General features: G+C 67.6%; 7 protein-coding genes. 1 reads left to right on the top strand and 6 read right to left on the bottom strand.

Annotation, left to right across the window (positions count from 1 at the left end; genetic code table 11):
• The first annotated feature begins 21 nt into the window (after positions 1–21).
• A complete protein-coding gene (gene fadD21 / locus A5688_RS07315) occupies positions 22–1,770 on the top strand; it encodes a fatty-acid--AMP ligase FAAL21/FadD21 (RefSeq protein ID WP_067913826.1) in 1,749 nt (582 codons plus the stop codon).
• A gap of 2 nt (positions 1,771–1,772) precedes the next feature.
• Here the strand turns inward: fadD21 and A5688_RS07310 are convergent, their stop codons facing one another.
• The 6 genes from A5688_RS07310 to A5688_RS07285 form a co-directional block, all read right to left on the bottom strand.
• Positions 1,773–2,102 (bottom strand): DUF6955 family protein, encoded by a 330-nt coding sequence (locus tag A5688_RS07310; protein ID WP_067913823.1) that lies wholly within the window; start codon positions 2,100–2,102, stop codon positions 1,773–1,775.
• A complete protein-coding gene (gene sat, locus A5688_RS07305; protein ID WP_067913820.1) occupies positions 2,102–3,358 on the bottom strand; it encodes a sulfate adenylyltransferase in 1,257 nt (418 codons plus the stop codon). Before sat ends, A5688_RS07310 begins: the two co-directional genes overlap by 1 nt.
• Positions 3,355–4,023, bottom strand: coding sequence for an adenylyl-sulfate kinase (gene cysC / locus A5688_RS07300; protein ID WP_067913858.1), 669 nt, complete (start codon positions 4,021–4,023; stop codon positions 3,355–3,357). Before cysC ends, sat begins: the two co-directional genes overlap by 4 nt.
• A gap of 183 nt (positions 4,024–4,206) precedes the next feature.
• Entirely contained in the window at positions 4,207–10,557 is a 6,351-nt protein-coding gene (gene pks2, locus A5688_RS07295; RefSeq protein ID WP_067913817.1) for a sulfolipid-1 biosynthesis phthioceranic/hydroxyphthioceranic acid synthase, read from the bottom strand.
• Between the two features lie 440 nt (positions 10,558–10,997).
• Positions 10,998–13,361, bottom strand: coding sequence for an amino acid permease (locus A5688_RS07290; RefSeq protein ID WP_067913855.1), 2,364 nt, complete (start codon positions 13,359–13,361; stop codon positions 10,998–11,000).
• 113 nt (positions 13,362–13,474) lie between these two features.
• Positions 13,475–13,765, bottom strand: a 291-nt coding sequence (locus A5688_RS07285) for an aminotransferase class I/II-fold pyridoxal phosphate-dependent enzyme (protein WP_347503079.1), incomplete at its 5' end; no start/stop codon positions are given.

Below are 13,765 nucleotides of genomic sequence, written 5' to 3'. Positions count from 1 at the left end.
AGAAGCGGTACCCTAACCCGCATGCACAGTTCGTCCGTCGTCTCCCTGCTGCGGGAACGCGCAGGTCTGCAGCCCGACGACGTGGCGTTCCGGTATACCGATTACGAGCAGGACTGGGCGGGCGTCACCGAGACGCTGACGTGGGCACAGCTGTATCAGCGCAGCCTGAACGTTGCGCACGAACTCAGGCGGCACAGCACCACCGGGGACCGGGCCGTGATCCTTGCCCCCCAGGGTCTCCCGTACATCGTGGCGTTCCTGGGCGCGATACAGGCCGGGCTGATCGCGGTCCCGCTCTCGGTCCCGCAGCCGGGCTCGCACGATGAGCGGGTGGCCGCCGTCCTGGCGGACACCACACCCGCCGTCGTTCTCACCACGTCGGCGTCGGCCGCGATCGTCGACGCCTACCTGCACCGCCCGGACTCGGGCACCGAGGGCCCCGGCCCCGCCGTCATCGCCGTCGACGCGCTGGACCTGGACGGACCGAATTCGTCGAGCATCCGGATCAGCGGAGCACCGGACATCGCATACCTGCAGTACACGTCGGGCTCCACGCGTCTTCCGGCCGGGGTGATGGTCTCGCACCGCAACCTTGCGGTGAACTTCCAGCAACTGATGGCCGCATACTTTCCCGACTTCAATGGCGTGGCCCCGCGCGGCACCGTCTGCGTCTCGTGGCTGCCCTTCTATCACGACATGGGTTTGGTTCAGGGCGTCATCGCACCGATCCTCGGGGGGTACCGCGGCGACCTGACGAGCCCGGTCGCGTTCCTGCAACGCCCGGCACGCTGGATCCACGCGATGTCCCAACCCAATCCGGTCTTCTCCGCCGCGCCGAACTTCGCCTTCGAACTCGCGGTCCGCAAGACATCAGAGGCCGACCTGACCGGAGTCGACCTGGGCAACGTCATCAGCATCGTCAGCGGTGCCGAACGGATCCATCCCGCCACGCTCGACCGGTTCTGCAAACGGTTCGCCCCGTATAACTTTCGCGAAGACATGATGCAGCCCTCCTACGGTCTGGCCGAAGCGACGGTCTATGTCGCCAGCCGCGCCAAGGCCGGCGGCCCGGCGGTCGTCCACTTCGAACCGGAAAAACTGTCGGAGGGCAGCGCGCGGCGATGTTCGGCGGAGACCGGCACGCCGCTGCTGAGCTACGGCACACCGACGTCGCCGACGGTGCGGATCGTGGACCCCGATACCAGCGCACCGTGCCCGGCCGGAACGGTCGGCGAAATCTGGGTCAACGGCGAGAACGTCGCCGGGGGCTACTGGCAGAAGCCCGAGGAGACGCAGCGCACCTTCGGCGGCATCCTGGCCGATCCGTCGCCCGCCAATCAACGGGATCCCTGGCTGCGCACCGGCGACCTCGGCTTCATCTCCGAGGACGAGATGTTCATCGTGGGCCGGATGAAAGATCTGCTGATCGTCTACGGCCGCAACCACTATCCCGAGGACATCGAGTCGACGGTGCAACGGATCACCGGCGGCCGGGTGGCGGCGATCTCGGTTGCGGTGGACGAGACCGAAAAGCTGGTGACCATCATCGAACTCAAGAAGCGCGGCGATTCCGACGAGGACGCGCTGCGCAAGCTCGACATCGTCAAGAACGATGTCACCGCGGCGATATCGAACTCGCACGGGCTCAACGTCGCCGACCTGGTCCTAGTGCCGCCGGGATCGATTCCCACCACGACCAGCGGCAAGATCCGGCGGGCCGCATGCGTAGAACAGTACCGCCGCCAACAGTTCGTCCGGTTGGACGCGTAGCCCTACTGGCTGTTCGCCGTCTGGGCTTCCTCGAGGAAGTGCCGCAGCACGTCGGGGCCGGTGGAGTGCATCTTGATGGACAGCTCGAGCAGCCTGTCCTTGGCCTGCTTCGGTAGCAGCTCGATAGATCCAGTGGTGGCCGAGTCGTACTTCGCCCCGGGAAAACGCTGCAGGAGAGCGTCTTTCTGCTCTTCGGTGGTGTAAATCTCGAGTAGCTTCATGCCGGCGAACGCCTCGATCGCCTTGTCCGCCATTCCGGCGTTCGCCAGCGCTTCCAGCCGTTCCTCGTTGATCCAGACGTTGACCTTGATCTTCTTACCGCCGTTGGTCATCAGTTCTCCAATTGGTTCAGCGTAAAGACCGGCAACCGGTCCTTCAGGTACTCCTCGGTGACGAAGGGCGAACCCTGGCCGTACTTGGCGGCGCTGTCCATCACGACTTCGAACACCTCGTGCCGCATCACCTTTTGGGTGGGCTTGACCTCGTCGGTCAGGATGCTTCGAATCAGGCTGCCGCTGAAGCTTTGTGATTGATCGTCGTGGCCGCACAGGGCCGAGTTGGTGACCTCCTGGCACACCGGGCAGTACCAGTTCTCGCGCAGGAACACCGGTTTGATGCCGAGCTCGCTGCGGTATTGCTTGAGGATGTTCTGGGAATCGTAGGGGTGGTAGAAGTCGCCTACGCCGGCATGGTCCCGTCCGAACATGTGATGCGTGCAGCCGAGGTTCGTCCGCAGGATGGCGTGGAAGATGGCCTCCCGGGGCCCGGCATAGCGCATGTCCCACAGTGTGAACGACACCAGATGGACGTCCTCGCGGAAATACCCGCTGGCCCTCAACTCGTTCTGCGCCAACAGGATTGCCTCGTCGATGTAGTCCCCGACGCGCTTCTGACCGATGATCGCATTGACCAGAACGCCGGTGTGCAGCTTGTCGACGGGCTGGTCCTCGTTCGCCGCCAGCCAGGCCTGCTTCATCAGGGCCTCGTGACCGGTGTGCGGAACGTTGCGGGTCTGGTGGGCGACGGCGCGCTTCCACTGCTTTTTCGCCAGAGTGTCCTTGTGCTGCTTCGGAGTGAGCCAGAAGCTTTTGAAGGGTTCGTTGAACACCGGCTCGTTGATGAGCGTGATGTCGCCGCCGATGAACCGATCCGCGTACGCCAGCGTCTTCTTGACGCCCGGGTGCCGGGGATCGGTTGTGCCGTAGGTTTTTTCAGCCATGTACTGCAGGTCGTATTCGTAGATCTCGGAAACCTCGAACAGCGCCATCGGGGCGCCGAGATACTCGAGAACAACGCTGTGGCCCTCTTGCACCCCGAACTTCTCGACGTCCGCCGCGGACAGATCGAAGACGATCGGAATGCTCCACAGCGTGCCGTCGGGCAACTGGAGCTTGTCCAGCGTCCCATCCACTTCGCGCCGGGCCATGAACCCCGTCAGCGGGGTGAAGAAACCGTAGGAGAGGCTGATCACCTCGTGCGCGGCGGCTTTCGAGATCGGGATGTGCGGCAGCCCCTCGATCTGGCTCGCCGCATTTTCCGTGGACACTCGTTCCACGATCGGCTTCCCGTTATGACCTTGGTAGCTCATGAAAGTGACCTCGTTTCGCGTGAGATGACACCCACCCGCTCGAGATGGGCGATCACCTCCCCGGCCAGCGTGTCCGCGTCCTTGTCGCCGCCTTCGAGCCGCAGCTCGGGCCGCGCCGGGGCCTCGTAGGGATCGTCGATTCCGGTGAATCCCTTGATCTCGCCGGCCCGGGCTTTCTTGTAGAGCCCCTTGGGATCACGCTGCTCGCAAATCTCGATCGGGGTGTCGATGAAGACCTCTTGGAAATCGCCGTCGTGCAGGGTGGCCCGGATGGCGTCACGATCGCGAACGTACGGGCTGATGAACGCCGTCAGCGCGATGACACCGGACTCGCAGAACAGCTTCGCGACCGCGCCGATGCGGCGGATGTTCTCCTCACGATCCTGGGCGGAAAACCCCAGCCCGAACCGCTTGGCGAACTCGGTTCCGTGCCGCTCTTCGAGCAGTTCCGGGCCGGCGTTGAGCCCATAGCGGACGTTGTCCCCGTCCAGCAGGAAGCTGCGGACGCCCCGCTCGTAGAGCTTTTGCTCGACGGCGTTGGCCACCGTGCTCTTGCCGCTTCCGCTCAGCCCGGTGAACCAGATAACGCAGCCCTTGTGACCATTGAGTTCTTCACGTGCCGCGCGAGAAATCTGATGGTCGTGCCAGGTGATGTTATTCGCCAATTCCAGCTCCTGTTCACACCGTTGCGCCGTGCACGGGCGCGCCGACCTGGCCACATACCTTCACCATCTTGTTTATCAATCAATCCGGATCAGAACCAGTCCACAAGTAAAGATGGTCAACTTAGGGGAGTTTTTGTGGACAGCGGCCGCGTCGCATCCGGCCGCTTGAACGGCGCCTGCGGGTCAGGGGGCTGACGGGGCGGCTTCCAGATCGGCCAGCTCGTCACACAGATGGTCCGCCAGACCGCGGACGGTGGTGATCTTGGTGGGGCTGATGCGCACACCCGTTTCGGTTTCGATGCGGGTGCGCAGCTCCAAGTTCCCCAGCGAATCCAGACCGTAGTCGGACAAGGGCCGGTCCGGATCGATTGTGCGCCGCAGCAATAGGCTGATTTGACCGGATACCAGCCGGCGAATGGCCGACGGCCACTCCTCGCGCGGCAACGCCTGCAGCTCGGCCAGGAACCTGCCGGTGTCCGGTTTGCCTTGACCCAAAGATCCGAACGCCTCGGCGAAGCGGCTGCGTTGCGCGAAGGACGTCAACCATGGCGTGCCCATGATCGGCGCGTAGCCGGAGTACGGGCGGTCGTAACGCAGCAGCGTGTCGAATGCGCGAAAACCCTCGGCCGGCGTGATCGCGATGCCGGCGTCCTCGGCCAGGGCCGTGGCGCGGCCGACCTCGGACCACGCCCCCCACCCGATCGAGGTGGTCGGCAGGCCGTGGGCGCGACGCCAGTGAGCGAACGCGTCCAGCCAGCTGTTGGCCGCGGCGTAAGCGCCCTGGCCCGGCGATCCCACCAGCGCGGCGGCGGACGAAAAGCAGCAGAACCAGTCCAGCGGCTGCCCGGTTTTTTCTTCCAGCAGGGCGTGATGAAGGTTCCACGCGCCGTAAACCTTTGGCGCCCAGCACCGCTCGATGAGTTCGCCGGTGACGTTCGTCAAGGTGGCGTCCTCGACGACCGCCGCGGCGTGCAGCACCCCCCGGACCGGTAGCCCGGTGGCGGTGGCGCACGCCACCAGCCGTTCGGCCGTCTGCGGCTCGGCGATGTCGCCGCACTCCACCGCGATGTCGGCCCCCGCTGCGCGGAGTCGTTCGATGGCTTCGCGCGCTTGCTCGTTGGGTTGCGAGCGAGAGTTGAGCACGATCCGCCCGCAACCCTCCTTGCCGTCTCGCGAGGCCATCTGGCCGGCCAGGAACAGGCCAAGGCCGCCGATTCCACCGGTGATGATGTACGCGCCGTCGGGGCGGAACGGCCGCACCTCGTCCGGCGGCACCGCCGCCAGGCTGCTTCCCGCCCGCGGCACATCCAGCACCACCTTGCCGGTGTGCCCCGCGCCGGCGACCAGACGCACCGCGGCGGCCGCGTCGTGGATCGGGTAGTGCGTAGTGTGCGGCAACGGCAGCTCGCCGGCGGCGGTGCGCTGGTACACGGTGGTCAGCAGGCGCCGAACCGTTTGCGGGTGGCTGAAAGTCAGCAGCGCGAGGTCGACGGCGAACAGCGACAGGTTGCGACGGAACGGGAACAGCCCGAGGTGGGTGTCGCCGTAGATGTCACGCTTGCCCAGCTCGATGAACCGTCCGCCCACCGCCAGCAGTTCGATTCCGGCGCGTTGCGCGGCGCCGGGCAGCGAGTTGAGCACCACGTCGACACCGTATCCGTCGGTGTCGCACCGGATTTGGTCGGCGAACTCCGTGCTGCGCGAGTCGTAGACGTGCTCGATACCCATGTCGCGCAGCAGTTGCCGTCGCTGCGCGCTGCCCGCGGTCGCGAAGATCTCACAACCCACGGCCCGGGCGATCGCGATGGCCGCCTGGCCGACGCCGCCCGTCCCGGAATGAATCAGGACCTTGTCGGCCGGCGAGATGCGGGCCAGATCGTGCAGGCCGTACCACGCGGTCGCGGACGCGGTCGGGACCGCGGCGGCGACGTCGGCCGGAACCTCGGGCGGCAGCGTGACCGCGTGCCGGGCGTCGGCGATGACGAAGGTGCCCCAGCATCCGTTGCGCGACATCCCGCCGACGTGGTCGCCGACCTGGTGCTCGGTGACGCCCGGTCCGACGGCGGTCACCACGCCGGCGAAGTCGCCGCCCAGCTGCTGCTGGTAGCCCTCGAATGTGGGATAGCGACCAAAGGCGACAAGGACGTCCGCGAAATTGATGGTCGTCGCGGTCACCGCCACCTCGATCTCCCCCGGCCCGGGCGGCGGCCGGTCGAACGCGGTGAACTCCAGCGATTCGAGGTCTCCGGGGGTTCGGATCTGCAGGCGCATGCCGTCACGCCCGTGATCGACGACGGTGGTGCGCCGCTCGGACGGGCGAAGCGGGCCGGGCTGCAGGCGGGCGGTGTACCACTGGCCACCACGCCAGGCGGTCTCGTCTTCTTCGGAGCCGCTCTTCAGTTGCAGCGCAACCCGTTCGGGGTCGGTCGCGTCGTCCACGTCGATCTGGGTGGCGCTCAGATGCGGATGCTCGGAGTCGATCACGCGCATCAGGCCGCGCAGCCCGGCCTGCGCCAGGTTGGCCACATCACCGGCGGTCACGCTTGCGGCGTTTCGGGTCAGCACGTACAGCCGCGGCGATTCCCCGGGCAGCTCCGAGAGTTCGCGGGCGATGGCCGCGAGGTGCGACACGTGATCCCGGCCGCGCCGCTGCGCCTGCGGGTCGTCCGCGCCCTCGGGGGCCGTCACCACGACGACACCGGTCAGCGCCTTCAGCGGCCCGTGACCGTTGGAGCTGGGCTGGTCACCGCCGCACAGCAGCGACCGCAGTGGTGCGGTATCGGCGGACCCGAGAGGTACGGAAACCGTGCTGCAGTGCGCGCCATCGGAATTCAGCATGTCCGCAAGCCGCGTCGTCAGCGGGTCGTGACCCTCGGACGCGGTGAGCAGCACCCAGGAGCCGGGCTCGCCCTGCGCCCCGTCGGGCAGTTCCCGGGGCTGCCAGTCGATGGTCAACAACCGCTCGTTGAGCAGCCGGTGGGCGTGTTCGTGCTCGGAGGTGCCGGCCACCAGCAGGCCCTCGACGCTCAAGAGCACCGTCCCGGATTGGTCCAACACGTCGATGTCGGCCTCGCATTCGCCGGGCCGCGAGGACGTGACCCGGGTGAGGCAGTATTGCGCGTTGCGGGTCGAGTGATAGTTGCGCAGCCTGCGCACCCCGATCGGCAACAGCAGACCCCCGGCCTTGCGCACCTCGGGCGAAACGGCGACCGATTGGAAACACGCGTCGAGCAGTGCCGGGTGCGCGACGTAGGCCGACTGCTGGGAGCGGATCGCGCCCGGCAGTGCGACTTCGGCCAGCACCGTGGTGACCTCGCCGTCGGCGACCGACACCGCCGCCAGGCCCGAAAACGCGGGCCCGTACTGAATTCCCACGGTGTCGAATGCTTTTCGCAATTCCGCGCCGTCTATGCGGGACGGGTGGGCGGCGATCAGCGTTGCCAGATCGTGCGCGGGCCGCTGCGGCTGGGCCGCGTCGGCGTGGTCCGCGGCGACGCCATCCAGGACCGCGCTCGCCCGGCGGATGCGTTCGCCTTCCTGGTGGGTGTCCACGCTGAAGTCGAGGATCCCGGGCGCGGCGACCGTCGCCACCGAGGACGCCAGCGTCTCGCCGTCCAACAGCAGTGTCTGCTCGAACTTGACGTCGCGGACCTCGGCGCCCTCCCCCAGGGTGGTGCGGGCGGCCGCGAGCGCCATCTCGCAATAGGCGGCGCCGGGAAATGCGGCGACACTGTGGATTTGGTGATCGGCAAGCCACGGGTGGGCCTCGGTGCCCACCTCGCCCTGCCAGACGTAACGCTCGGGTTCCTCGTGCAGATGTACGTGGGCGCCCAGCAGGGGGTGGACGGCCTGGACCGAAGCGCCGTGCACCTGCTCTTTCGCCTCGCGGCTGAGCATCAGCCTGCGGTGCGTCCACGTCGGTAGCGGGGCCTCCACCAATCGGCCGGTCGGGTACTGAACGGAGAAGTCGACCAGGGCGCCGGCGCTGTGCACGTCGGCGACGAAGCCGCGCAAGCCTAGAGGCAGCTCCTGCTCGCGGCGCATGGCCGCCAGGGCGGCGATGGGCATGTCCAGGCTGCCGGCGTTCCGCTCGACGGCGTGCGTGAGCAGCGGATGCGGCGCCAGCTCACCGAAAACGCGGAACCCGTCCTTGAGGGCGGCCTGCACGGCGGCCGCGAATCGCACGGTGTAGCGCAGGTTTTCGGCCCAGTAGTCACCGCTGAACGACGGCCGTTCGCGCGGGTTCCACAGCGTCGCGGAATAGTACGGGACCTCGGGCGTCATCGGTTGCAGATCGGCGAGGGCCTCGACCAGCTCGTCGAGGATCGGCTCCACCTGCGGCGAATGCGAGGCGACGTCCACCGCCACCTCGCGCGCCATCACGTCCTGCTGCTGCCAGGCCGCGACCAGGTCGCGGATGGTCTGGGTGTCACCGCCGACGACGGTCGATGTCGGCGACGCGACCACGGACAGCACGACATCGGAGATGCCGCGGATCGAAAGTTCCGACAGCACTTGCTGTCCCGGCAGTTCCACCGACGCCATCGCGCCGCTGCCCGCGATCCGCGCCATCAGCTTCGAGCGACGGCAGATGACGCGCACACCGTCGGCGACCGACAATCCCCCGGCGACGACGGCGGCCGCGGATTCGCCGAGCGAGTGCCCGATGACGGCGCCGGGACGCACCCCGTAGGACTTCATCGTCTCGGCGAGCGCGACCTGCATCGCGAAGATCGTCGGCTGCACCCTGTCGATGCCGGCCACCGGCTCCGGCGCCGACATGGCCTCGGTCACCGAAAAGCCCGATTCCGCGGCGATCAACGGCTCGATGGCGGCGATCGTCGCGGCGAAAACCGGCTCCCTGGCCAGCAGTTCGGCGCCCATCTCCGACCATTGCGAGCCCTGCCCGGAGAACACCCACACCGGTCCGCGGTCGTCTTGTCCCACCGCCGGCTCATACGGGATGTCGCCGTCGGCTACGGTGCGCAGCTCGGTGGCCAGTTCGTCGAGGGTGCTCGCCGAGACCACGGTCCGCACCGGCCGGTGCGCGCGCCGGCGCGACAGCGTGTAACCCAGATCCCTTAGGCCGGGCGAACTTTCACCGCCAAGGGCTGCGCTTCCGTGCTCGTCGAGCCAGGCCGCCAGCCTGGCGGCCGTGACGCGCAGCTGCTCGGCGGACGTGGCCGACAGTGGGAAGAGCAGCGGCCCCGCCGGTCCGTCGGGTGCCCGCGCCGGCGCTGGTTCGGGGGCCTGTTCCAGGATGGCGTGCACATTGGTGCCGGACATCCCGTACGACGACACCGCCGCCCGTCGCGGGTGGTGGCCGTTGGTGGGCCACGGTGTATTAGTCTGCGGCACAAAGAGATCCGTCTTGATCCGGGCCATCTCGTCGGGGAACCGGGTGAAGTGCAGGTTTTGCGGTACCACCGCGTGCTGCAGCGCGAGGATCGCCTTCAGCAGCCCCAGCGGCCCGGACGTGGACTGCATGTGACCGAAGTTCGTCTTCACCGATCCCAGGGCGCAGGGGCCGGCGGTGCCGTACACGGTGGCCAGGCTGGCGAATTCGATCGGATCGCCCACCGGGGTGCCGGTGCCGTGCGCCTCGACGAGGCCGACCGTGGCCGCGTCGACGTCCGCGATCTCCAGGGCCTTTTGGTAGACGGCGACCTGAGCGGTTTCGGAGGGCGCCGCGATGTTCACCGTGCGGCCGTCCTGATTGGCCGCGGTGCCGCGCAGCACCGCCAGGATGCGATCGCCGTCGCGTTGCGCGTCGTCGAGCCGCTTGAGCAGCAGCATGACGCAACCCTCGCCGGACACGAAGCCGTCGGCGCGCGCGTCGAACGCGTGGCAGCGGCCGGTCGGCGACAACATGCCTTGCAGCGAACCCGAAACGGACTTGCGCGGTTCCAGGGTGACCACGACGCCGCCGGCCAGGGCGAGGTCGGATTCGCCGCTGCCCAGGCTGCCGCACGCCTGGTGGACGGCCATCAACCCCGACGAGCACGCCGTGTCGACGGTGACCGCCGGGCCGTGCAGTCCGAGCGTGTAGGCGACTCGCCCGGAGGCGAAGCTGTTGCTGGTGCCGGTGAACCCGTACGGACCTTCGGCCGCGCCGCAGTCGGCGGACAGCAGTTCGTAGTCGCCGTGGGTCAGGCCGACGAACACGCCGGTCTGCGATTGGACCAGGGACGCGGGGTCCAGGCCGGCTTGCTCGATGGCATCCCACGACGTTTCCAGCAGCAGGCGGTGTTGCGGGTCGATCGCGGTGGCCTCGCGCTCGGTCATCCCGAAGAATTCGCAGTCAAAGCCGCCGACGTCGTCAAGGAACGCGCCCCAGCGGGTTACCGACCGGCCGGGTACGCCGGGCTCGGGGTCGTAGAACAGATCCGCATCCCACCGATCGGCGGGGATTTCGCCAACGAAGTCGTCACCGCGCAGTAGCGCCTCCCATAGGCGTTGCGGGGAATCGATGCCACCGGGGAGTCGGCAGGCCATTCCGATGACGGCAACGGGTGTGGCGTTTGCGGCACGCAACGTGCGGGTCCCCTATCCTCGCCCGGCTACCTTGGACGTTCGATAGCCGTGCGGGTGCGCGACGACGCCCTGAGCATCCGCGCGCACCATCTCTTCTCACGTGTCCAAACGTAATTATGCACACGTCAGTTTACATTCAAACGACGTCAGCTTAGCGGGAGTAAACAATTTCGGCTCGGCGTATGAAAAAACGGGCCCAAACGTCCCGAGTATGACGAAACTCGCGTCGTGGCTACGCAATTGCGTGGATCCGGAACCCACCGGGGCCAACGACGCCCGGCCGGCAGCCCCATTCCCAGGTGGAAACGGATACCAACGGTCGACCCGTTCCCGGTTCCGCCGCGCTGCGGCACCTCGACGCGTGCGCCAATCCGCGATGTCAATCGAAATCCGGTTGCCTGCAGGGCGATTCGCCTTCGCCGGGTGACCGGGCGCCCAGGCTACGTATCGCTGGTTTGCTCGGCGTCGTCGGACTCCGCGTCCTTCGCCGGATCCTCGATGACGTGATATTCAGGATCGAGCATGGATATGGCCCGTGTGCCGGTCTGGCGGGCCCTCCCGGTGATCCGCAGCACCTGACCGGGCTGGATGTCGGCGCCACCGTGGCCCGGGCGGAAGGTAACGGTCATTTCGCCGGTGCTGTCCCCGAGGACGATTTGCCGGTGGGTCCGGCCGCGGGTCGTGACGTCTTCGACCTCGCTGACCCGCCCCTCGACGCTGGCACGCTGCCCGGAGATCAGCCCGGCAACCATGATCACCGATCGCGGCCGCTCCGGGTGTTCGTAGGCGTCGACCTTCCGGTCCTCGTCCTGGGACACCCACGCCTCGATCTTGTCGATTCCCTCCCCGATCCGCTGCTCGAAGGTGTCGGGGTAGGCCTCTCTGATCCGCGACTCGACGTCGTAGGGCACGATCGTCGCCGCGGCGTCGGGGATGAGGCTGACGGCGCGCGAGATCTTGTCGGCGGTGCGGTCGTGCAGCACCCGGCCCAGCAGCCGCGCGAATGTCCGGCGCGGGAGCAGCACCGTCACGTTGGTGCGCGCGTGCTCGTCAAGCGCCTTGGCGACGAGCAGCTGGGCGGCCCGGCTGATCCGGCGGTCCGGGCAATCCACGATCCGCAGCGGAGTGTCGAGTTCGAAGTGGTCCCAACGCTTTCGCAGTAGCGCCGCGTGGGCCGGGTCGACCATGAAGTGCACCGCGATCAACTCGTCGGCGCGCAATCCCCGGCCGTACCGCAACGCCTCGATCACCGCGAGGTCGACCGAGTCGACGAACACGAACACCCGGTGCCGCGCGTACTTGACCAACTCCGGGCGATCGGTGCGGAACATCTCGAGAATGGCTGCCTCGGCCCGATATTCGCGGTTGAGCCGGGTCAGCATGAACACCAGCAGCGGGAACACGATGACCACCAGCCAGGCGCCCTCGGTGAATTTCGCCACCGCGAAGATGCCCACCACGATCGTCGACAGGATGGCCGCGGACAGGTTGATCGCCAGCCGGCGTCGCCAGCCCGGCTCCCGATGCGTCAGATGGTGTTTGGTCATCCCGTAGCCGGCCATCGAGAAGCCGGTGAACACCCCGATCGCGTAGAACGGCACCAGTGCGTTCACCGAGCCGCCGGTGGCCACCAGCAACGCGACCGACAGCGCCGTCAGGGTGATGATGCCGTTCGAGAACACGAGGCGATGGCCACGTTTCGTGAGTTGCCTGGGCAGGAAGCGGTCCTCGGCGACGAAACTGGCCAGCGCCGGGAAACCGTTGAAGCTGGTGTTCGCGCCGGTGAACAAGATGGCGGCCGTGGCCGCCTGAACCAGAACGTAGAAGACGTCGCCGGTCGTGCCGTTGCCGAAGACGGCGCGGCCGATCTGCGACAAGACCGACGGGTACTCGGTCAGGTACGGCGTGGCGTGGGTGACGTGGGCCAGGTAGGCGACGCCGGCCAGCAGCAGGCCGAGGATGGTGGCCATCGCGGTCAGCACTCGGCGCGCGTTGCGGCCCTGCGGCTTTCGGAAGTAGTCCACCGTGTTGGAGATGGCCTCGACCCCGGTCAGCGACGAACCACCGTTGGCGAACGCGCGCAACAGCACCAAAATCGTGGCGCCCAGCACCAACCCGTTGCCCTGGTGAACCGGCACGGTGCCGGGCATGTGGGCGGGATCGTAGATGGGCAGATTGCCCATGAATGCGCGGATGACGCCGACCACGATGGTCAGGCCGACCATGACGATGAAGGAATAGGTCGCCACCGCGAACGGCAATCCCGCTTCCTTCAGGCCGCGCAGGTTGGCGTAGCAGATGGCGAGCACCACGGCGACCGTGAGCTCGAGGCTGTACGGGCCCAGCGCGGGAATCGCCGAGACCACCGCGACGGTCCCGGCCGCCGACTGCACCGCGACCGTGACCACATAGTCGATCAACAGCGCCGCGGCGGCGATCTGCGCCACCCGGGGCCCGAAATTGTCCCGCGCGACGATGTACGAGCCGCCGGCGCGGGTGTAGGCCATCACCACCTGGCGATACGAGGCGGCGACCAGGATCAGGATGAGCAGGATGACGCCGGTGACGGGCAGCAGGAGCAGGAAGGCGGCCAGCCCCGCGTGGGGCAACAGTTCGATCAGGATCTGCTCGGGCCCATACGCGACAGAGGAGACCGCGTCGGGCGAAAGTGCGCCCAGCGCAACCTCATTCGATAACTTCTCGGATGCGATGTCCTCGGTGATCAACGGCTTGCCCAGGAACACCCGCCTGGCGATGTCCCCAAACGAGAGCGGGATGCGCATCTTGCCGGTCGAACTGGTCACGAGCACCGTCCTTACCCGAGGTCGAGAACGTGAAACGCCTGAAGATGCATTGTGCACGCCCGCCCGCCTCGGATGCCCGGGCGGTTCGGGCGGGCCGCTCGGTTCGGGCGGGGCTAGCCGAGCCGCTGGACCGCGGCGGCGATCCGCTCGTCGCTGGCGGTCAGCGCAACCCGCACGTGCCGCGCGCCGCGGGGGCCGTAGAAATCACCCGGCGCCACCAGGATCCCGCGCTGCGCCAGCCAGGCCACGCTGTCGTGGCACGGCTCGCCGCGGGTGGCCCACAGATAGAGGCCGGCTTCGGAATGGTCGATGGCGAAGCCGGCCGAACGCAGCGCGGGCAGCAGGGCCGCGCGGCGCCGTTCGTAACGTTCCCGCTGCGCCAGCTCGTGGGCGTCGTCGTCCAG

It is taken from the genome of Mycobacterium mantenii (genome assembly GCF_001667865.1).
Lineage (GTDB): Bacteria > Actinomycetota > Actinomycetes > Mycobacteriales > Mycobacteriaceae > Mycobacterium > Mycobacterium mantenii_A.
The sequence above is the reverse complement of the archived record's forward strand: the minus strand, read 5'-3'. Positions and strand labels throughout refer to the sequence as shown.